This window comes from Marinobacter sp. V032 (assembly GCF_052645435.1).
The window spans coordinates 728065-748099 of record NZ_JBQXYE010000001.1 but is presented as its reverse complement, the minus strand read 5'-3'; the positions used below and the strand labels follow the sequence as shown (position 1 = coordinate 748099).

At 58.7% G+C, this 20035-nt stretch carries 17 protein-coding genes; 14 read left to right on the top strand and 3 right to left on the bottom strand.

What is annotated here, in order from left to right; all coding sequences use genetic code 11:
• Window positions 1–123 precede the first annotated feature (123 nt).
• The 7 genes from ACUN9X_RS03455 (at window position 124) to ACUN9X_RS03425 (ending at window position 8935) form a co-directional block, all read left to right on the top strand.
• Window positions 124–1401: an HD-GYP domain-containing protein gene (locus ACUN9X_RS03455; protein WP_445472191.1), complete on the top strand. Its 1278-nt coding sequence runs from the start codon at window positions 124–126 to the stop codon at window positions 1399–1401.
• Window positions 1398–2354 carry an AEC family transporter gene (locus ACUN9X_RS03450; RefSeq protein ID WP_260038625.1) on the top strand — a complete coding sequence of 319 codons (957 nt, stop codon included), beginning with the start codon at window positions 1398–1400 and terminating at the stop codon, window positions 2352–2354. Before ACUN9X_RS03455 ends, ACUN9X_RS03450 begins: the two co-directional genes overlap by 4 nt.
• A 142-nt stretch (window positions 2355–2496) precedes the next feature.
• The gene (locus ACUN9X_RS03445) at window positions 2497–4767 is read left to right on the top strand and encodes a putative bifunctional diguanylate cyclase/phosphodiesterase (RefSeq protein ID WP_445472190.1); all 2271 of its coding nucleotides are present in this window, start codon (window positions 2497–2499) and stop codon (window positions 4765–4767) included.
• 124 nt (window positions 4768–4891) lie between these two features.
• Complete coding sequence (locus ACUN9X_RS03440; RefSeq protein ID WP_260038627.1) at window positions 4892–5206, top strand: hypothetical protein; 315 nt, start codon at window positions 4892–4894, stop codon at window positions 5204–5206.
• Between the two features lie 116 nt (window positions 5207–5322).
• Entirely contained in the window at window positions 5323–5781 is a 459-nt protein-coding gene (locus ACUN9X_RS03435) for a MerR family transcriptional regulator (RefSeq protein WP_445472189.1), read from the top strand.
• Window positions 5774–8368, top strand: coding sequence for a heavy metal translocating P-type ATPase (locus ACUN9X_RS03430; RefSeq protein ID WP_260038630.1), 2595 nt, complete (start codon window positions 5774–5776; stop codon window positions 8366–8368). Before ACUN9X_RS03435 ends, ACUN9X_RS03430 begins: the two co-directional genes overlap by 8 nt.
• Before the next feature lie 126 nt (window positions 8369–8494).
• Window positions 8495–8935, top strand: a complete 441-nt coding sequence (locus tag ACUN9X_RS03425; RefSeq protein ID WP_260038631.1) for a DUF411 domain-containing protein — start codon at window positions 8495–8497, stop codon at window positions 8933–8935.
• A gap of 28 nt (window positions 8936–8963) precedes the next feature.
• Here ACUN9X_RS03425 and ACUN9X_RS03420 read toward each other — a convergent pair whose 3' ends face one another.
• Window positions 8964–9368 carry a hypothetical protein gene (locus ACUN9X_RS03420; RefSeq protein ID WP_260038633.1) on the bottom strand — a complete coding sequence of 135 codons (405 nt, stop codon included), beginning with the start codon at window positions 9366–9368 and terminating at the stop codon, window positions 8964–8966.
• A 165-nt stretch (window positions 9369–9533) separates the two neighbouring features.
• Between ACUN9X_RS03420 and ACUN9X_RS03415 the strand changes: the two genes are divergently transcribed.
• From ACUN9X_RS03415 to ACUN9X_RS03405, 3 genes are all read left to right on the top strand, one after another.
• On the top strand, window positions 9534–10130 hold the full coding sequence (locus ACUN9X_RS03415; protein ID WP_260038635.1) for a hypothetical protein: 597 nt from the start codon (window positions 9534–9536) through the stop codon (window positions 10128–10130).
• A gap of 176 nt (window positions 10131–10306) precedes the next feature.
• Window positions 10307–12265 (top strand): ribonuclease R family protein, encoded by a 1959-nt coding sequence (locus tag ACUN9X_RS03410; protein WP_260038638.1) that lies wholly within the window; start codon window positions 10307–10309, stop codon window positions 12263–12265.
• A 204-nt stretch (window positions 12266–12469) separates the two neighbouring features.
• Complete coding sequence (locus ACUN9X_RS03405) at window positions 12470–13957, top strand: putative bifunctional diguanylate cyclase/phosphodiesterase (RefSeq protein WP_260038639.1); 1488 nt, start codon at window positions 12470–12472, stop codon at window positions 13955–13957.
• 32 nt (window positions 13958–13989) lie between these two features.
• On the opposite strand, the gene ACUN9X_RS03400 is transcribed toward ACUN9X_RS03405, so the two are convergent.
• Window positions 13990–14886, bottom strand: coding sequence for an acyltransferase (locus ACUN9X_RS03400; RefSeq protein WP_260038640.1), 897 nt, complete (start codon window positions 14884–14886; stop codon window positions 13990–13992).
• A gap of 200 nt (window positions 14887–15086) precedes the next feature.
• On the opposite strand from ACUN9X_RS03400, the gene ACUN9X_RS03395 reads away from it, so the two are divergent.
• Complete coding sequence (locus tag ACUN9X_RS03395; RefSeq protein WP_445472188.1) at window positions 15087–16238, top strand: alpha/beta fold hydrolase; 1152 nt, start codon at window positions 15087–15089, stop codon at window positions 16236–16238.
• Window positions 16239–16242: 4 nt separating this feature from the next.
• On the opposite strand, the gene ACUN9X_RS03390 is transcribed toward ACUN9X_RS03395, so the two are convergent.
• Window positions 16243–16923, bottom strand: coding sequence for a haloacid dehalogenase type II (locus ACUN9X_RS03390; protein WP_445472187.1), 681 nt, complete (start codon window positions 16921–16923; stop codon window positions 16243–16245).
• A 131-nt stretch (window positions 16924–17054) separates the two neighbouring features.
• Between ACUN9X_RS03390 and ACUN9X_RS03385 the strand changes: the two genes are divergently transcribed.
• From ACUN9X_RS03385 to tpx, 3 genes are all read left to right on the top strand, one after another.
• Window positions 17055–17957, top strand: a complete 903-nt coding sequence (locus ACUN9X_RS03385) for a LysR family transcriptional regulator (protein WP_445472186.1) — start codon at window positions 17055–17057, stop codon at window positions 17955–17957.
• Window positions 17958–18068: 111 nt separating this feature from the next.
• On the top strand, window positions 18069–19286 hold the full coding sequence (locus ACUN9X_RS03380; RefSeq protein ID WP_445472185.1) for a multidrug effflux MFS transporter: 1218 nt from the start codon (window positions 18069–18071) through the stop codon (window positions 19284–19286).
• A gap of 109 nt (window positions 19287–19395) precedes the next feature.
• Entirely contained in the window at window positions 19396–19893 is a 498-nt protein-coding gene (gene tpx, locus ACUN9X_RS03375) for a thiol peroxidase (RefSeq protein WP_260038645.1), read from the top strand.
• Window positions 19894–20035: the final 142 nt, after the last annotated feature.

Sequence of the window (20035 nt, the reverse complement as noted above, 5' to 3'; positions counted from 1 at the left end):
GGCATCGGCCTATTCCGGCGGTGTTGGCTTCGGGTTCTGATCTGCGTTGAAGTGCCGATAGCATGTGCAAGTGAGCATGCCGTGCCATAATACAGGCCATATGCTCAACGGATTGGACACATCATGTGGTTTCGTCGTCCGCCTGATAACCCGAAGCTATCGAACCAACGCGCTTCTGTTGCCCTGACTCGTACACGCCTGCCTGTTGATCTGTTGGCGCCAGGCATGCGGATAGTCAAACTGGACCGCCCCTGGACTGAAGTCCCCGTGTTGTTCCAGGGCTTCACTATTGATAATGCGGACCAGCTAAGCCTGCTTCGACATTACTGTGATTGGGTTGTGGTGGAAGCCGAAACCCGCACCCTCGCCCCACTGATGTCAAAAATCGAAGCCCGCCGGCGCCGCCGTGAGCAGCCGATGCCAGAATCCCGCTCGCTGGAAAGCGAGCTGCCGGGAGCCAGCCGGGCTTACGCGGCCGGCCAGCGATTTGTCAGTCGCATGCTGGCGGATATCGAAGCCGGCAATATGCTGGACCTGACAGATTCCCGGCCTGTCATTGCAGCCTGCGTGACCAGCATAAGCGCCAATCCCAACGCCATGTTCTGGATGAACCGCATCAAGCATCAGGATGCCTACACAGCAGAGCATTGCCTACGGGTGGCGATATTTGCGGTTGCCTTTGCCCGCTTTCTGGATTTCCCCAAACAGGATATGGAAGTAATCGGCCTGTGCGGGCTGTTGCATGACATTGGCAAAATGCACGTCCCGAAAACCATCCTCAACAAACCGGGCGCTCTGAATAGTGAAGAAATGGCCGAAATGAAGCGCCATACCGAATACGGATTCAGTTTGTTGCAATCGCACCACACGCTCGATCCTATCGTCGCTGCAGTCTGTCGGGATCATCACGAGCGGCTGGACGGCAGAGGTTATCCCCGCGGGCTCGAAGCCTGGCAAATCAGCCGTTTCGCCCGCCTGATTTCAATTGTTGATGCCTACGACGCGATTACAAGCGACCGCTGCTACCGGGCCGGGCTGTCGGCTTCAGATGCCATGCGCATTCTGTTCCGGGAGCGCAACAAACAGTTCGACCCCGAATTGATTGAAGCCTTTATCCGTATGATCGGCATCTACCCACCGGGCAGCCTGGTCGAGATGACCAACGGCGAGATCGCTGTGGTGATTGGTACCCATCCTTCATACAAGCTGCGACCACGCATCGAGATTCTGCTGAACGGCGACAAACAGCCTATAGCCCAACGTCTGGTTGATCTGAAAGACGAACCTACCGATGATAATGGCCACATCTACACCATCGCCGCACCACTGCCAGACGGCGCCTACGACATCTCGCTGTCCAGGCGCGTGCGTGACATGATCCGTAACCAGAGTATTTCGTGAGTTATCTAGACAACCTGTTATTTGCCCTTTCCGTCACCGCCCCCATCTTCCTGGTGATGGGCACGGGCTGGCTGTTGCGTCGTATCGGCTGGATTACCGAGGATTTCGAAGAGGTCGGTTCCAGGCTGGTGTTCAAACTGGCACTGCCGGCACTGATTCTGACCAGTCTGGTTGACCTTGACCTGTCCAGCACAATGAACGCCCAGCATCTGGGATACGGCGTCGCCGCCACCCTGGCCAGCTTTTTCGCGCTCTGGTTTATCAGCGCCTGGTGGCCCGGATCGGGTCCGGATCGCGGCGTCTTTGTTCAAGGCGCATTTCGCGGCAATCTGGGGATTATTGGCCTCGCGGTCTGTGCCAGCCTTTATGGCAAGTCAGGGCTCGCGATGGGCTCCATTCTGTTGGCGGGTATGACGCTGTTCTACAACATCCTGTCAGTTTTTGCGCTACAAGCCGCCTCCGGCCGGGGCCAAACCTCCTGGCGCCATGTCACGCTTGGCATCATCAAAAACCCGCTGATTATCAGCATTCTGAGCGGACTGGTGATTGCCGCCCTGAAAATACCGGTCCCCAAGCTGTTGCTGACCAGTGCCGCCTATTTTGGCCAGATGACCCTGCCACTCGCACTGCTCTGCGTCGGGGCCACGCTGACGCTTGGTGCGCTGCGCCACGGTTCGATACCGGCACTGATCGCGGTTCTGGTAAAACTGGTCCTGCTTCCGGTGATTCTGACGGGGGGCGCGATCGCGTTCGGGTTCGATTTCAATGCAACGGAGCTGGGCACCTTGTTTGCCATGTTTGCCGCGCCCACCGCAACTGTCAGCTATGTGATGGCCCGCAGCATGGGCGGCAATCACCAACTTGCCGCCAACATCGTTGCATTATCCACCTTGCTGGCACCGATCACCCTGAGCATCGGCATCTATCTGCTGCGGAGCCTGGCGTTGATATAAAAGGGATTTATGAGACGTGTGCCATGTCACGAGACATTACTTTGTAAATACTTGTAAAGTATAGTGAAGTAATTGGGCTACTCGCCGAAAATCTAGTAGTGGTTACGCGTAGCTCCTTATACTCATTCCCTACAGGCCCTTCATGCCAGATCAATCGACATCAGACCGGAACCCGGGATTAGCACGGGTACTGCTAAGCCCGGCTATCCCTGTGATACTGATGCTGACCTTCACCGTACTGGCAGGTTTTCTTTGTGCAGGCATCAGTAAACAGAACCAGCACCAGATTCAGTTCAACCTGAACACCGAGATCAGCGCTTTAGTACGAGAACTGAACAGCGATTTCCACAGCCACGTGCGCGCACTTGAGCGTATGGCGGAGCGACGCTCGGTAACGCCCGACCTTGGCGTTGACACCTGGCGTATGGACGCTCGTAGCTATCTTCGTCACTTCACCCACTACCAGGCAATCGAGTGGATCGGGCCAGATTACCGAATTCAATGGATAGAGCCTCTCGACGGCAACGACAATGCGCTGGGCTTTAACGTCGCCTTCAACGAGCAACGCAAAGACAGCCTTGATCAGGCCACCGAAACCGGCAGGGTCGATTTTTCAGGCATCGTCGAACTGAAACAGGGCGGCACCGGTATCGTCGCCTATGCCCCCATTGCACCTCAGGAAAGGCCAATGGGCTTCATTGCGGGCGTCTTCCGGCTGGAAGGTCTGGTTGAAGCCCTCATCACACCCCGGATTCACAATGATTTCCAGATCGAAATCATTGAGCGCGACGATATTCGTTTCAAACAGACACCCGATCTGCCAATGCAGGCTGAGTTCAGCGCCGAGGGAGCGCTCACGGTACCCGGTCTGAACTGGGTTCTGAGGATCACGCCAACCGTTAAATGGGTAGAGCAGCATCAAGGGGCAGAGCCGTGGATGGCGCTGTTCAGTTTGTCTCTCCTCGGGCTGATGATCAGCCTTTTGGTATGGCTGACTCAACTGGTGACACGCCGCAACCGCGTGCTGACCCAGACCCGGGCGATGCTGGAAGAAGAGGTCTATCAACGGGAATCCGTGCAGCAGGACCTGGCCCGTATTGAGTCGACCGACAGCCTGACCGGGCTCGCCAACCGCCGCTTTTTCATGGAAGACCTGAGCCATACGCTGGCCCTGGCCGATCGACTGCACCGTCAGGCAGCGATGATCATGATCGATCTCGACCGCTTCCAGATACTCAACGACACCCTGGGTCATCAGTTTGGCGATGAACTGCTGATCAAGGTTGCACAGCGCCTCAACAAGCTCAGTGACGAGCGGGTACTGGTCGCCTATTCCAGTGGCGACGAGTTCATGATCTGCCAGCAGCATATCGATGATATCGACGATGTAATCGCGCTGCTCGGCCAGATCAAACACTGCTTTGTTGAGCCGTTCCTGGTGCAGGGACAAGCCCACAACCTGACCGCCACCATGGGCGTTGCCGTATACCCCCAGAGCGGCCTCGATGCCGACCTGCTGCTGCGCAATGCAGATGTTGCGCTATACCGGGCCAAGGAGAACGGCCGCAATCACTACCAGTTCTATACCGAGGGCATGCAGGAACGGGAAGTGCTGCGACTGGAGCTGGATAAAGATCTGAACCGGGCCCTCAGCGAAAATCAGTTCGTCCTGCATTTCCAGCCACAGCTGGATCTGGCAACCCAGCAGATTGGCAGCGTCGAAGCACTGGTGCGCTGGCAGCACCCGACCCGGGGGCTCCTGCCGCCGGTCGACTTCATTCCGCTGGCCGAGGAAAGCGGGCGTATTGCCGATATAGGACGCTGGGTGGCACTGGCCGCCTGTCGACAACTGGCCGCATGGCGGGGCGGACCACTCGGGCACTTGCGCATCGCAATCAATCTCTCCGGGCGCGAACTGGAAGACAGCGATCTGGTGTCCAATATCGAAAACGCCTTACGCGCCAATGACGTCAGTGCTGAACAACTCGAAGTCGAGCTGACTGAAGAAATATTTATCGAAAACCTCGAGCGCAACCTGGACCAGCTAAAACGGCTGAATCAGTTGGGAGTACACCTGGCGATTGATGACTTTGGTACGGGCTATTCATCACTGGCTTATCTGCGTGATTTTCCGGTAGATCTGCTGAAGATTGACCGCTCCTTCATTACGCGGGTCGCGGAACGCCATGATGATGCGGTCATTACCCGAGCCGTTATTAATCTTGCCCATAACCTGGGTATCCAGGTCTGTGCAGAAGGGATTGAAACCGATGCCCAGCTCAGCTTCCTCCAGACACACCGCTGCGATCTGGCGCAAGGCTATCTGATCGGCCGCCCCATGCCGGCTGCAGAAGTCGAAGCGATGATCACACGCCATGCCAAATCAAGCCGTGATACCGGTACTGTGCGCTGATCCCGGGAGTCATCCGGTTTCGGCTGCCTGCTCGTAAAAACAGATAGAAGATCGTAAGATTGCAGCGGTTCAGGCCCTCACAGGCCTTGCCGCTTCTATTTGCAACGGGATTGAGGTTGCCTCCATGACACCATCACCACACTACCTGTCTCCCGATCAGGCCCGCCGGATCCGCCGCTGGGAAGCGTGGAACATGGGTTACTTTGTAGTCGCCTTTATCACACTGCTGACCCTGCTGGTGTTCAGCAGTCAGTTGGGGCTTTCCGATGGAAACGACTGGAGCGGTCTGGGTATCATCATTGCGCTGCTCGTTATCCCCATCATCGTGTTACAGCTGCGGCTGGCCTGCCCGGCCTGCGGCGAACGTATCGGCTGGCAAGCCAAAATGATGGCGCCGGACCAGTGCCGCCACTGCCACACCTTCCTTCGAGCCCGCTGACCGGCGCTTAACGAGCTGCTTCCCCTCGCGGCTAACAATAACCCTTGACCTGTGACCTGCTCAAAGGTTTTAAACTACCGCTATCCTTTGAACAGGATTTAGACGGGAGAGGTCTTGTGAAAGTCAGCGAAATTGCCAAAGCCGCCAGCGTGAATCCGGATACTGTGCGTTTTTATACCCGGGAAGGCCTGCTGCATCCGCAACGCAATCCGGACAACGGCTACAAACAGTACGGCAGCGAAGATCTGACACGGCTGCAGTTCGCCCGCAAAGCCCGGCAACTGGGATTCAGTCTCGCCGAAATACAGTCCATTCTTGATCAGGCTGATCATGACAACTCCCCCTGCCCCATGGTCCGCGACGTATTTGAACATCGCCTGGCCGAAGTAGAGACCAGGCTTGCAGAACTCGAGGCACTGCGCGATCGAATGCGTGATGCCATGGCGGCGTGGTCGACTATGCCCGACGGCACGCCCGATGGTCATACCATTTGCCGGCTGATCGAACACTGGGACGACAGCCCGGAGCGGCAGACAGAAACTCTTTCAGCAAAAGGAGGCCAAGACGATGAGTGAAGCCTTCAACCCGGCTTTGTCTATCTCCGGCGCATCCTGTCAGGGTTGCGTGCGTAATATCCGCAAATCAATGGCTTCGCTGGTGAGCGATACGGATTTGATCAGGGTCAATCTCGAGAAGCAGCAAGTTGCCCTGCCCGACGGCGTCGATAGCCGCGAGGCCGCGCGTCTGATCACCGAGGCGGGCTATCCGGCACAGCCCATTGAGAGCGCAGAGAAGGACGACCCTGAGGCAAACTCCGAACCCGGTTGCTGCAGCGCGCCCAAACCGGAGGCCAAACCCTCCGCACCGGCAAATGAAAGCGATGATCAGCCTGCATCCGCTTCAAAAAACGGCAGCACCATCACCCTGTCCATCACCGGTGCCACCTGCGCCTCCTGCGTCAGCACTATTGAAGGCGCAATGCAGCGGGTATCAGGCGTCAGCTCAGCCCACATGAATCTGGCCGACCTCACCGCCACTGCAGAGGGCACCCCGGATGCCTCAGCACTGATCCGCGCAATAGAAAGCGCAGGCTATGGCGCATCCGAGATTGAAGATCCCGATGCTGCCGACGACCAGCGCGTAGAATCCGAACAGCGGGAATACCGCCAGCGTCTCATCAAGATGACCGTAGGGCTGGCGCTGGGTGTTCCCCTGATGGCCTGGGGGTTGCTGGGCGGCGCCATGACCGTTACCCCTGCCAACCAGACCGGCTGGCTGCTGGTAGGCCTGGTCACACTGGCCGTGCTGGTGCTGGCCGGAGGCCATTACTTTACCGGCGCCTGGAAAGCCTTTCGTCATCACAACGCCAACATGGACACCCTGATCGCACTCGGGACCGGCACCGCCTGGCTTTATTCGATGGTAGTGGTGTTACTGCCCGACGCCCTCCCGGAAATGGCCCGGCACGTGTACTTTGAAGCGTCCGCGATGATCATCGGTCTGATCAACCTGGGCCAGGCGCTGGAATTGCGGGCCAAGGGACGCACCTCTCAGGCTATTCGGCGGCTGCTTGATCTACGCGCCAAAACAGCCCGGGTAATCCGCAACGGCGAAGAACAGGACATTCCGATTGATGAAGTGCGAGCCGGTGATCAGTTTCGTGTCCGGCCCGGCGAGAAGATGCCGGTCGACGGTCAGGTGATCGAGGGCAACAGCCGCATCGATGAAAGCATGCTCACGGGCGAACCCATGCCCGTCGCCAAGGCTGCAGGCGATGAGGTCTCCGCCGGCACCCTCAACACCAGTGGTTCGCTGGTCTGCGAGGCCACCCGGGTGGGCCGGGATACCGCGCTGGCCCAGATCATCCAGCTGGTCAAAAAGGCCCAAGGATCCAAGCCGCCGATCGGCAAACTGGCGGATCGCATTTCTGCGGTCTTCGTACCCTCGATCATTCTGATTGCGATCGCCGCGGCGCTGGCCTGGTACAACTTTGGCCCGGATCCGGTGGCGGCTCACATGATTGTGGCGGCCACCACGGTACTGATCATCGCCTGCCCCTGCGCACTGGGGCTGGCAACCCCCATGTCAGTGATGGTGGGCGTCGGCAAGGCGGCGGAATACGGCATTCTGATTCGTCAGGGCGACGCACTGCAGCAGGCCGGCCAGCTGGATACCGTGGTGCTGGATAAAACCGGCACCATTACCGAAGGCAAGCCGCGGGTGACCCATAGCGTGGCCGTGAACAACAGGGAGAAACAGGCGTTGCTGTCGCTCGCGGCGGGGCTTGAACAACATTCTGAACATCCACTGGCACAAGCCATCATGGCCGAAGCCAAAGCACAGGACGTAACACCGGCTGAAATCGACGGGTTTGATGCAGTCAACGGCAAGGGCGTCAGCGGCAAGAGCGGTGATGCCACCCTGCGGCTGGGCAATCGCCGCTGGCTGGAAGCTGAGGGCGTCGATCTGTCTGCGCTGGACGAGGCCGCGACCACCATCTCCAATGCTGCGGGCACGCCGCTGTTTCTCGCCCGTGATCGGGTTGCTGTCGGCGTGATTGGCGTGGCGGACAAGATCAAACCTGACTCGAAAGCCGCAATAGCTGATTTGGTACATCAGGGCATTCGGGTAGTGATGCTGACAGGCGATGTGGAAGCCAGCGCTGCTGCAATTGCGGCAGAAGCCGGTATCGACGAGTTTCACGCCAACATTCTGCCGGAGGACAAGGCCCGCATCGTTGAGGATCTGCGCCGCGAAGGCCGTACCGTAGCCATGGTTGGCGACGGTATCAACGATGCGCCGGCACTGGCCGCAGCCGATGTCGGCTTCGCGATCGGCGCCGGCACCGACGTCGCGATTGAAAGCGCCTCGATCACGCTGATGCGTAACTCGCTGCACGGGGTCGCCGACGCCATCGCCATCTCCCGGGCGACGGTTCGCAATATCCGCCAGAACCTGTTCGGTGCGTTTGTTTATAACAGCCTTGGCGTGCCTGTCGCAGCCGGTATTCTGTTTCCGGTCTGGGGCATTCTGATGAGCCCGGTGCTGGCTGGCGCGGCCATGTCATTGTCGTCTGTCACCGTGGTGACCAATGCCAACCGGCTGCGCTTATTCAAACCGCCCGGTGCCCGCCAACAACGACAGAAGGAGGACGACCAATGAGCGCACTAATGGTCAATGGTGCCGGCATATTGCTGGCCGCATTTGTCGTCAGCTGGTTCTGGCTTAGCGGCCCCGCCGCGCAGGACGACCCATCCAACAACACCCACAATCACTGAGGATCACACCATGAATCTGCTAGCCCGAAGTGTCAGTACTCTGCTGCTGGCTGCTGCAAGTACTTTTGCTGCGGCAGGAGAAGCCATCACTGTCTACAAGTCACCGAGTTGCGGTTGCTGCACAGAATGGGTTTCGCACCTGAAAGACAACGGCTTCGATGTCACCGTGAATGAAACAGACAACATCAACGCCATCAAAATGGATGCAGGCCTGACCCGCGAGCTGGCGAGTTGCCACACGGCTTTCGCGGGCGACTATGTGATTGAAGGCCACGTACCCGCCAGCGACATCCACAAGCTGCTTGCCGAGGCGCCGAAAGCGAAAGGGCTCGCCGTACCGGGCATGCCGGTCGGCTCCCCGGGTATGGAAATGGGCGACCGTCAGGACGCCTACACGGTTGTACTGTTTAACGAACAGGGCCAGACCCAGCCGTTCGCCCAATACCCCTGACTGTCACCCGGCTGCAGTAACACCCGGATTATTTGTCCGCCGCGGTGTTGCTGCAGTGCGCACGGAATTCCAATTTGCTGATGCGGTTGTCGCGATCGGCATCCATGACTTCCAGCTGACGGCGCCCGTCTTCAAAGTTCGCCCGCTTGTCTTCCCGGGTGCCTGCCGCCCCTTGCTGGTCTTTAGGATCCGCAGCCGCAACACTGCCACATGACAGATTTTCGCCGATGCCGCATTCTTCGAGGTAAACCAGCTCCGCACGGTCAATATATTCATTGCCGTTTCGGTCTGCACACTCGAACTGCGCCTTGGGCGTTGAAGTCGCGGCGCCCTGATGCGTCGCGTGCGAAGCCTTGTCGCCGGTGGTGCTGCACGCCGCCAACACCACCGAAATAGCCGCTACAATCACTCCATGCATTCTTGGCGTTACCATTTCAATCCTCCAGGGTATCGAAACCAGACCGCGTATCGGTCTATGCTTGGGAACCCGGATCATCGTGCACAAATGATGAGACGGGCTCGCTGACAGTATGGTCAAGAATTTGGACTCACGCCTGTCATGGATCCCGTCAACACCGAAAAACAACAGGAATCAGCAGTGAACAGCAGCGAAAAAACCGACAGTCGTCCCAAAATACTCCGCTTCATGATGATCGGCCTGTTTCTCTACGGTGGCATCAGTTACAGCCTCAGCATGATCGAGTACACCCTGTTCCAGACCACTGGCACGGCCATTTTCGGTACCAGTCAGACCTACACCCAGATCAGCGAAAACCAGCTCAGCCAGGCGGTCAGCGATTGCGGCAGCCAGTTGATGGGCGCCGGCGGCATTACAGTCGCCAATACCGGTGACCCGGTGAACCTGCGCTGTGGGCGCTTCTGGCCATTTTACCGCTACACCGTCGAGGCGCCGGCCCATGGCTCGATGCATGGCGTCAACGTGATCGACCAGGGTGTCAGCGCTGCGGATGCCCGGCAGGTCAAGGTGGTGCGCAGCGGCAGCTATGTCGCGATGGTGCTGGCAGTGCTGTCGCTGGGGCTGTCGGCCTGCGCACTGGTTCAGATTGTGGTGCGCAAGGATGACCAGCAGGCCTATCGCTGGAGCTTCCGTGGCTTTGTCGCCAGTGTCGCGGTTGTCGGCCTCTACGTTGGCTTTATGTTTTGGGCGGACCCGAATTTCGGGCTTGGATGGTAATCCTCTGTCTGACGCGAAACGATATAATCGGTATACTGTTTGCGAGCATCTCGATAAGCCCTTTTGAGCACCTGCCAGCCTTGATTCCGGATAACAGGAAGCGCTGGCATCGCCAATCGCCTTGTTGCGAGATACCTTAATCCATTTTCAAATCCCCGCCATTCAGGTTCCATTGCATGCTAAATGCCGACGCCCTTTCGCAGTTGCGCCAGCTAAAAACGGATATCGAAGCCACCAAGGTCGTGTTGCCAGGCACCGTTAAAGCCACCAGTGGCCGATTCGGCTTTGTCGCTCTCGACGATGGACGGGACCTGTATCTGCCACAAGAGCAGATGCAGCGGGTACTGCCCGGTGACCGCGTCGAGGTGATCGAGCAGGAAGGCGAAAAAGGCAAAGCCTACGCGGAAATCGACAAGCTGCTCGAATCACCGCTCAAGACATTCGTCGGTCAATACAAGGTGCGGGGCAAGGGTCATTTTGTGGCGCCGGAAACACCGGGGCTCAATCACTGGCTGTTTATTCCACCCAAACTACGCGATGGCGCAGAGCCCGGCGACTTCATCTATTGCCGCATTAATCGCCACCCGGTCAAGGACGGTAAAGGCCAGGCCGCCGTTATCAGGGTGTTGGGCAAACCGGATCAGCCCGGTATCGAGCGCGCGTTTACCATGGCCCAGTTCGATCTGAACGAGGAATGGTCCGAGCCGGCCCGCAAAGAGCTGGATCAACTCAGCGAAGCGCTTGTTTCAGAGCAGGCCGCTGATCGGCATGATCGAACAAATGATCCTTTTGTCACCATCGACAGTCCCAGCACCCAGGACATGGACGACGCGCTCTACGCCGTCCCCAACGCCACAGGCTGGACCTTGTCGGTTGCCATAGCTGATCCAACAGCATTACTGGCTGTGAACGGCCCGGTTGAGCAGGAGGCCCGCGCACGGGCCACCGCGATCTATTTCCCCGGCGAACCGCGTCCCATGTTGCACGATGCCATCAGCACCCAGCTGTGTTCGCTGGTGCCCGATAGCCCACGGCTGGCGGTGGTGTGTGATGTTCAGGTCAACAACGACGGCTCATTGGGAGAGTTCTCGCTGCAGCAGGCGATCATCCGCTCCCACGGCAAACTCAGTTACGACCGGGTCGATGCCGTCATCAGTGGCCGCTCAGACGATGAGACCGGCGCGTTACCGGATGCCGTTTCCGGCAGTCTGGACCAGTTGCACCAGGCGGCCCAGGCATTGCGTCGCTGGCGCGACCAGCACGCACTGCTGAGTGCTGATCGCCCCGAATTCAGGCTACGACTCGATGAGCACCGTCACATCCGGACGATCGAGCCTGCGATGCAGAATGAAGCGCACCGGCTGGTCGAAGAATGCATGATTGCCGCCAACCGATGCGCCGCACAGGCATTGACCGACCACAGCAAACAGGGTTTGTACATTACCCACAGCGGTCTGCGCGATGATCGCCACGAGAACATCCGTACACTGCTGAAGACCCATGCGCCCACTCTGGCAGATGTGGATCCGGCCAGCCCGGATGGCTTTAAAACGCTGATGCGTGAAACCGAAGGGCTCACCAGCGACGTGCCCGTCAAAACTATCCTGTCGCGACAACTGACCCGTGCGGAGCTGTCGTTCACGCCCGCACCGCATCAGGGTATGGGTTTACCTGCCTACACCACCTTTACCTCGCCGTTGCGCAAATACAGTGACTTCCATGTTCACCGTATACTGCGCGCAGCACTCTGGGGCGGCCCGGATGTCAGCTTCACCGAAAACCAGCTGGCCGCGCTGCAGCAAACCCAGTTTGATGCCCGCCGTGCGGCCAACAGCCTGGAACAATGGCTGAAATGCCTGTACGCACCGCAACTGGGCGATCAACCGATGGCAGGCGTTATCAGTCGCTCCACCGCATCCGGCTTTTTTGTGAAGCTCGATTGCAATGGTATTGAAGGCTTTGTCAGTACCAAGGATATGGCGGGCAAGTACAGCTTCGACCCGATCACCCTCACGCTGACCGGCCCGGAGCAGACATATATGCTGGACCAGCCGGTGACCGTCACGTTTGCCGGGGTGGACGACGCCCGCAAGCAAATCCAGTTTTCTATGGCAGCACCGCAACAGCCTGCCTGATTTTAGCCGGCACGAGGATCGCAGGTGTCCATCGTGCCGGTTATCACTTGATATGTGCTGCAGCCATCGTCATAGTCTTAATGAGAGCAATACCAGCCACTGATGTTACTGGCAGGCAGGGACGTATGCGCGAACCCGATTATCCGTTACGTGGATTTTTACAGCCGTTCAAACTTTCCCTAACCCTCAATCGGGATAGCCTCAGTGTCGTCATCTGACATGGACCAACTCCGTCGCCACATCAGGGCGCTGACCCAACAGCTTGAATCCCGATTATCGGGAGGCACCACTTCACCGCTGCCCTTACCCGATGATGACGCCGACCTCCAGGCTCTGGCGAATGCTGCCAATGCGCTGCTGAGCCATCTGGACCAGTCCCTGCACGACCCGCAATATATCGACGCCGACACCGGTTTTGCCAATGTTGATTACCTCGAGCGGCACCTGTCTACTGCGCTTGGCGCTGAGCCTCATTCACCGCTGACCCTGGCCTTGTTGAACATCCCGAACTGCCCGCTTATTGCGGCCACACTGGATGCCCAGGAAAACCGGCAACTCAGGCTTGCACTCCGCCAGCGCCTCACCCGGACACTCCAACCCCGGGAACTGATCGCAAGCCTGCCAGACGGCACGCTGGCCTTTGTCTTTCATACCACGGATGAATCGGCACTCTACGAACGTGCCGAGCACATCATGAATGCAATGGATGACCCGTTCAGTCTGGGTGAGCGACAAGTCTGGCTATCAGCCGTAATGGCCGCCGCCCAGGTGGCCGAGGACAGCCCGGTTACAGCCCAGGGTCTGATCCAGGCCGGACGCACCGCGCTGGGAGAAGCCAGGGAAAAAGGCACCGGCAACTTCGTGTTGTTCGAAGATACCATGCGCACGGAAACCCACGGCCGACTCGATATGGAACAGACGCTGCGTTCAGCCCTGCGCCATGGCTGGCTTGAAGCGTTTCTGCAGCCGCTTGTGGATCTGCAGGAAGGTCGCGTCACCGGATTCGAGGTGCTGGCCCGCATCCGTCATCCTGAGCGTGGGCTGATCTCCCCGATGCTGTTCGTCCCGGTGGCCGAGCGCACCGGTCTGATACGCCAACTGACGGGGCGCATGCTGGAACTGGCGGTTCCGATGTTGCACGACGAGAGGCTGCTGGAGCGGTACGGTAACGACTTCACACTCAGCATCAACCTGTCACCGGCCGAGATGCACGATCCCAATCTGGCTGATCAGATCCTTGACGTGCTGGCCCGTGAATCAGTGTCGCCGGATCGACTCAAGGTTGAGCTGACCGAAACCGCGGTGATGGCGGACCCAAACGTCGCAGTGCACCTGATTCACCGGTTGCGCAAGCAGGGTGTTGCGATTTCACTGGATGATTTCGGAGCCGGTTATTCATCGCTGGGCTATATCCGCAGCTTGCCGCTGGACCAGCTCAAAATCGACCGCAGCCTGATATCCGGGCTTGATCACGACGCCGAGAAACGCGCCATCCTGGAGATGATTCTGACCCTCTGCGAGCGGCTTGACCTGACGGTGGTCGCAGAGGGGATTGAAACTGAAATGGAGTTGAGCTGTGTGCTCGGAATGGGCGCACAGATTGGGCAGGGCTACCTGTTCAGCCGCCCCCAGACGATAGAAGACCTGCTTGAGCAGGTCCCGGCCATTGGCCTTATGCAGGCGATCAACTAACAGGCAATAGCATGTAAGACTGCGGTTAGCCGTCAGTCCGCTTTGTTGAGTTCCTTCAGTAGCGCATCCTTCTCCTGCCAGATGCCGCCCAGCCAGTTTTTCATGTTCCGGCGCTGTTCAGCATCCGCACTGTAATCCTTGCCCTTGAGCCCCTCAGGCACTGGCAGGGTATCGATCCGCATGCGAATCACCGGCACCTTGCCGCACAGGAACTCCCAGAAGGTCGGGGCGCCATGCGGATAGGCGATGGTGACATTGACCAGGGTTTCGATGGCATCCCCCATGGCGTCCAGTACAAATCCGGCTCCACCGGCCTTGGGCGGAAGCAGATTCTCGTACGGCGATTTCGCTTTGGCGTGCTTGGCCGGCGTGAAGCGGGTGCCTTCAACAAAGTTCATCACCGAAACCGGCGCGAAACGGAATTTTTCGCAGGCTTTGCGAGTCGCGACCATGTCCTGCCCGCGCTTTTCAGGATGCTTGATCAGATATTCACGGGAGTAGCGTTTCATGAACGGGAAATCGAGGCCCCACCAGGCAATGCCAATGACCGGCACCCAGACCAGCTCTTTCTTCAGAAAAAACTTGAGAAACGGCGCTCGCCGGTTGAACACCCGCTGCATCGCCAGTATATCGACCCAGCTCTGATGGTTGCTCAATACCAGATACCACCCCTGACGGCGGAGCTTGTCAGCCCCTTCCACATCCCAGCGTGTCGGCTGCGTCAATTTCATCCAGCCGGTGTTACAGGCAGCCCAGGCTTCGGAAATCATGATGATCAACCGCGTACAGGCGACCCGCCACGGCTTGATCGGAATCAGCAGCTTGAGCAGCGCCGGAATATAAAGCAGAACACACCAGAACACTGTGTTGATGGCGAGCAGTACAGCAGCAATCACACCCCTTACGGGTGCCGGTAGAAAACTCAGCATTGTTTTTATCCGTCGTCAGCCAGCGAATACAGGCGCACATCATAGCAAGTCGCCGAAAGGTGCGCAGTGATCATCTGCGCGAGTCCGATGACGGTCAGGTCATAAATACTGGCCAAAATGCCTGGCCCCTTCGCCCATCCCGCCACTGACCCGCCCCGACCTTTGCGTAGACTGAAGAGGACTTTTTCCGTGAGATGACTATGGCAAAACCACTCAAGGCCGCCATGAAGCGCAGTGCCATTCTTCGCCGGCAGGCTAAACATTACGCAGACAATGCATTTGACCGGGTTTTCCGGGCAGCGTCACTGGTGCAGGCAGGACAGACGCCGTTTGCAGTGCTGGAAGACGACGGGTTGGTCAGCCTGCGTTATTACCCACCACTGACCGAAGACACCATAACCCTTGATGGTGAAGTGGTGACGGTAGAGCAAAACGCTCATCGCACCCCCGTGGTGATCGTGCCGCCCCTGGCCGTCAACATGCTGATCTATGATCTGTTTCCCGAGCGCAGCCTGGTTCGCTATCTGCGCGCACGGGGGTTCGAGGTGTACCTGATTGACTGGGGCCGCCCTACCCGGGCCCATACCCACTTCAATCTCCACACCTATGTCGCCGAATTCCTGCCCCACTATCTGGACAAAGTACGTGCCCACAGCGGTCAGCAGGATCTGTCACTGCACGGCTGGAGCATGGGCGGCATGTTCACCCTGTTCCATGCCGCCCTGAGCCGGGACCCGCATATCCGCAATACCGTCATTCTGGGCGCGCCCATCGACAGCCACGCATCTGGCCTGATCGGCGTGATGTACCAGCGATTCAGCGATGTCGCGGAATGGGTGCGGGAGCGCACCGGTTTTCGTATCCATAACCTGAAGCCGCACTGGTTTCATACGCCGGGCTGGGCCAACACCATCGGGTTTAAACTGACCAACCCGGTGGGCAGCGTCATGGGTTACTGGGAGTTGCTGGCAAGGTTGGGCGACCGGGAGTTCGTGACCAGCCACGCCACCACCTCCGCCTTTCTCGATCGGATGGTCGCTTACCCCGGCGGGATCATTCAGGACACAGTGGTGCGGATCTGGATTGATAATCAGCTTTCAGAAGGCGCTATCCAGATCGGCGACGACTTCGCGCGGCTGGAAAATGTCAGCGCCAACCTGCTGGCCATTGCCGGTGCCACCGATACCATGGTGACACCGGGCGCGGCCAAACGGGTAATGGATCACGTCAGTTCTACCGACAAAACCTTCAGGGTCACGCCCGGCGGACACATGGGCATTCTTGCCGGCAGCAAGGCCCCCAGAGCCAGCTGGATTGCCATTGCCGACTGGCTCGCCGAACGGTCAGATTAGGGCCCTAGCGAGCATCCAGCGTTGCCAGTGCCTCCGGAAGCCCGTGAAGATCGGGAATCACCGCTGACGGCGCCAGTCCCCAGTCCTCAAACACAACCTCGGGGTCCCGCTGCACCCATACCGCCAGCAACCCCGACGCCCTTGCGCCAATCACGTCCCAGCCATTGCAGGACACCAGACACAGGGGTTGATCCATAGCCCCGGTGGCGCGGCGGGCGTGCGCATAGACCGCAGGATCGGGCTTGAAGCTGCGGATATCGTCAACCGATACCAGCCCGTCCAGATGCTCCAGCAAATGATTGTGGCCCAGCACCTTCTCAAGCGCCGGGTAACTGCCGTTGGAGAACGCAAAACGCGGGTACCGGTCACCCAGCTGCTCCAGCACCGGTGCCGCATCGTCAAATGCCGGCAGGGTCAGGTAAGCGTCCATCAATTCATCTTCGCGGACAGCAGACATCGAGAAGCCGCTGCTGGCCATGGCATGGCGCAATGCCTGGCGCGTGCAGACACCGAAATCCTCGTATACCCGCATCAACCCCCTGCGAAAAGAGAATTCCAGCTGTTTCTGCCGCCACAGCTGGCTCACCTCGGCAGCGGCCGGGCCCGCGTCCTGCTGCAGATGGGTCGCCATACCCTGAGGATTAACCAGCGTTCCGTAGACATCAAAAGCCAGGTGCATTGTCATGACAACTCCTGTTTGAGTGTTTCCGATACCATACGCCTGTTACCGGGTTTCGATCATCAACACTCGGTAACATCGGGGAGCGCTCCTGCCAGCACTGGCCGCTGTGCAGCTTTGCGCTTACACTGCCATTCATGAATTCAATTGATGATTTTAATCTTGATACCCGGGCGCTTTCGGTGTTTCTTGCGGTGCTGGACGAACGCAGTGTATCGGCAGCAGCTGTGCGCCTTGGCGTCAGCCAGTCTGCCGTCAGCCATACCCTGGACCGGCTGCGGCACACCCTTGGTGATCCGCTATTTGTAAAAGCCGGCAGGGGCATTACCCCCACCCGCTACGCGATCCAGACCGGCCCGCATATCCGGCATCTCCTGGACGAGTTGCGCGGCCTATCGCTGGGACCGCCCTTCACGCCGGAGCGGGCGGAGTTCACCTTTACGATTGCGGCCAACGACTACCAGCGCGATCTGCTACTGCCCGCATTCGCCCGCGTGCTGCGGGAGCAGGCACCGGGCATCGAGCTGCATATCATCCCGTCCGGCATTCCGACACCTGACATGCTGCGCAAAGACCTGTGCGACCTGATTATTTCGCCACATCCGCCACCAGCAAACGACATCATGCAGCAACGCCTGCTGGATGATCGAATGACCGTGTTCCATGACGCCTCCCAGCGAGAGGCGCCACTGGATCTGGAGGATTATCTTCACAGCCGGCACATTTCGATCATCTTCAATACCGGCGCCCGGCTGGGGCTGGATGAATCACTTGAGGCGCAAGGCATGCGCCGGGATGCGCCTGTCACGGTATCCAACTTCTCCGGACTACCGGCATTTCTGCGGGGCACGGCGCTGCTGGCGACAGCACCTGCCCGGTTGCACGGCGGCATACTGCGTGAATTTGCCGCATCACTGCTGCCCGTCCCCATCAAGCCGTTCACACTGTTTATGCTCTGGCACCAGCGCCACCAAAAGGATCCGGGCCACCGCTGGATCCGACAACAGCTACTCACTATCGCCAACAAAATGGACGCCTGACTCATTCATCAATTTTGTTCATGAATATAATGAAGGCAACGGGCGTTTTTTACAGCGGCCAGATCCGTATCCTGCAGGCTCTGATTCACCCTTTTCCGGAGCCCTGCCGTCATGTTCAGACTGACGAGCCTGTCGACCACCATATTGCTGGCAGCCGCTGTCGCCCTCGGGCCGCTGGCAACCGATATGTATCTGCCCGCCATGCCCACGCTGGGCGCGACACTGCTCGCAGATACCGGGCAGGTCCAGTTGACGCTGAGCATCTATATGATCGGTTTCGCCCTGGCACAACTGGTCTGTGGCCCCCTGGCGGATCGCTTCGGGCGCAAACCGATCATGCTTGGCGGGCTGCTATTGTTTGCGATCGCCAGCCTCGGTTGCGCCCTTGCCAGTTCAATTGAGGGGCTGATCTTGTGTCGCTTTCTGCAGGCACTGGGTGGCTCTGCCGGCCCGGTTCTCGGCCGAGCGGCAGTGCGTGACATACACAGCCCCCGGGAAGCGGCCCGTATCATGTCGATAATGGCCGGCATCATGGCGATTGCGCCCGCTATTGCCCCCACGCTTGGCGGCGGCTTGCTGGTGGGCTTCGGCTGGCAGGCCATTTTTATCGCACTTGCCGGCTACGCCATTGTGCTCAGCGCGGTGATCGCTTTTCGCTTACCAGAACCTCTGGCACCACACTATCGCCAGACACTGCGGCCCGCCAATTTGCTGCGCAACTATCGCACGGTCATTTCAAACCGGTCATTTCAGGGCTACGCACTGACCAATGCGCTGATTTTCTCAGGCCTGTTTTCGTTTTTGTCCGGCTCATCGTTTGTGCTGATCGATTTTCTGGGGGTCAGCCCTTCTGCATTCGGCGCCTATTTTTCAGTGATGGTCGCGGGTTACATCACCGGAAGTATCCTGTCGGCCAGACTCAGCCGCACCCGGCTGCCTGATCAACTGTTGCGGCAGGGTCTGGTGATCAGTATCAGCGCGAGTGTGCTGATGGCCGGGCTGGCCTGGGCTGAAGTCTTCACGACGGCAGCAGTGATTGGACCGCAAATGCTGTTCATGATTGGCGTGGGGATGATTTTGCCTCAAACCATGGCCGGTGCACTCGCACCCTTTCCGCAAATGGCGGGCTCCGCCTCGGCCCTGTTCGGCTTTATCCAGATGGCGCTGGCCGCAGGCGCCGGCATACTGGTGGGTCATTTGCACAACGGCACCAGTCAGGTAATGGCGACCGCAATCGCGGTAAGCGCAATTACCGCCGGTCTTGTCTACTGGCTGCGCACGACCCGCTATCCCGCTGCCGGGTTCGAACCCGCAGCAAGCCCTGCCTGACGCCTTGTGGCGTAACATCGACAAACGTCGTAGGATCCTAACGAACGGGGGCAGCGTATATGAAACCCCAATCGGCCTGATATCAGGCAAAATCGACAAGGAGCACACGATGAGCACAGTCACACTTGATGGCAACCCGATCGATGTCGCGGGCAGCTTTCCCGGCAAGGGCGAAGCAGCCAAGCCGTTCGTACTCACCGGCGCCGGTCTCGACGACAAGCCGCTAAGCGCCTGGGATGGCAAGCGCAAGATTCTCAACATTATCCCCAGTGTCGACACCGGCGTTTGCGCCGCGTCCACGCGCAAATTCAACGAAAAGGCCAGCGGCCTGGATAACACGGTGGTTCTGGTTATTTCTGCGGATCTGCCATTTGCCGCCGCTCGCTTCTGCGGTGCCGAAGGGCTCGAGAACGTCGTCACCCTGTCCACCTTCCGCAGCGACAGCTTCCGTCAGGACTATGGCGTCGCCATCGAGAATGGCCCGCTGCGTGGCCTATGCGCTCGCGCAGTCGTGGTGCTGGACGAGCACAACTCGGTCATTCACAGCGAACTGGTCAGCGAGACCAAGAACGAACCGGATTACGACAGCGCGCTAGCTGTACTGTAATGCGTCGAAAGCCGGGATCTCGTGTCCCGGCTTTCACTGACCTGCTCATTCCCTTCCAGGCTGCTAGACTTAGCGCGCCATTTACTCGCTGATTCAATGCGGTGCCGCCCTCTGTGACAACCTCTGACTCCGTCTCTCCATC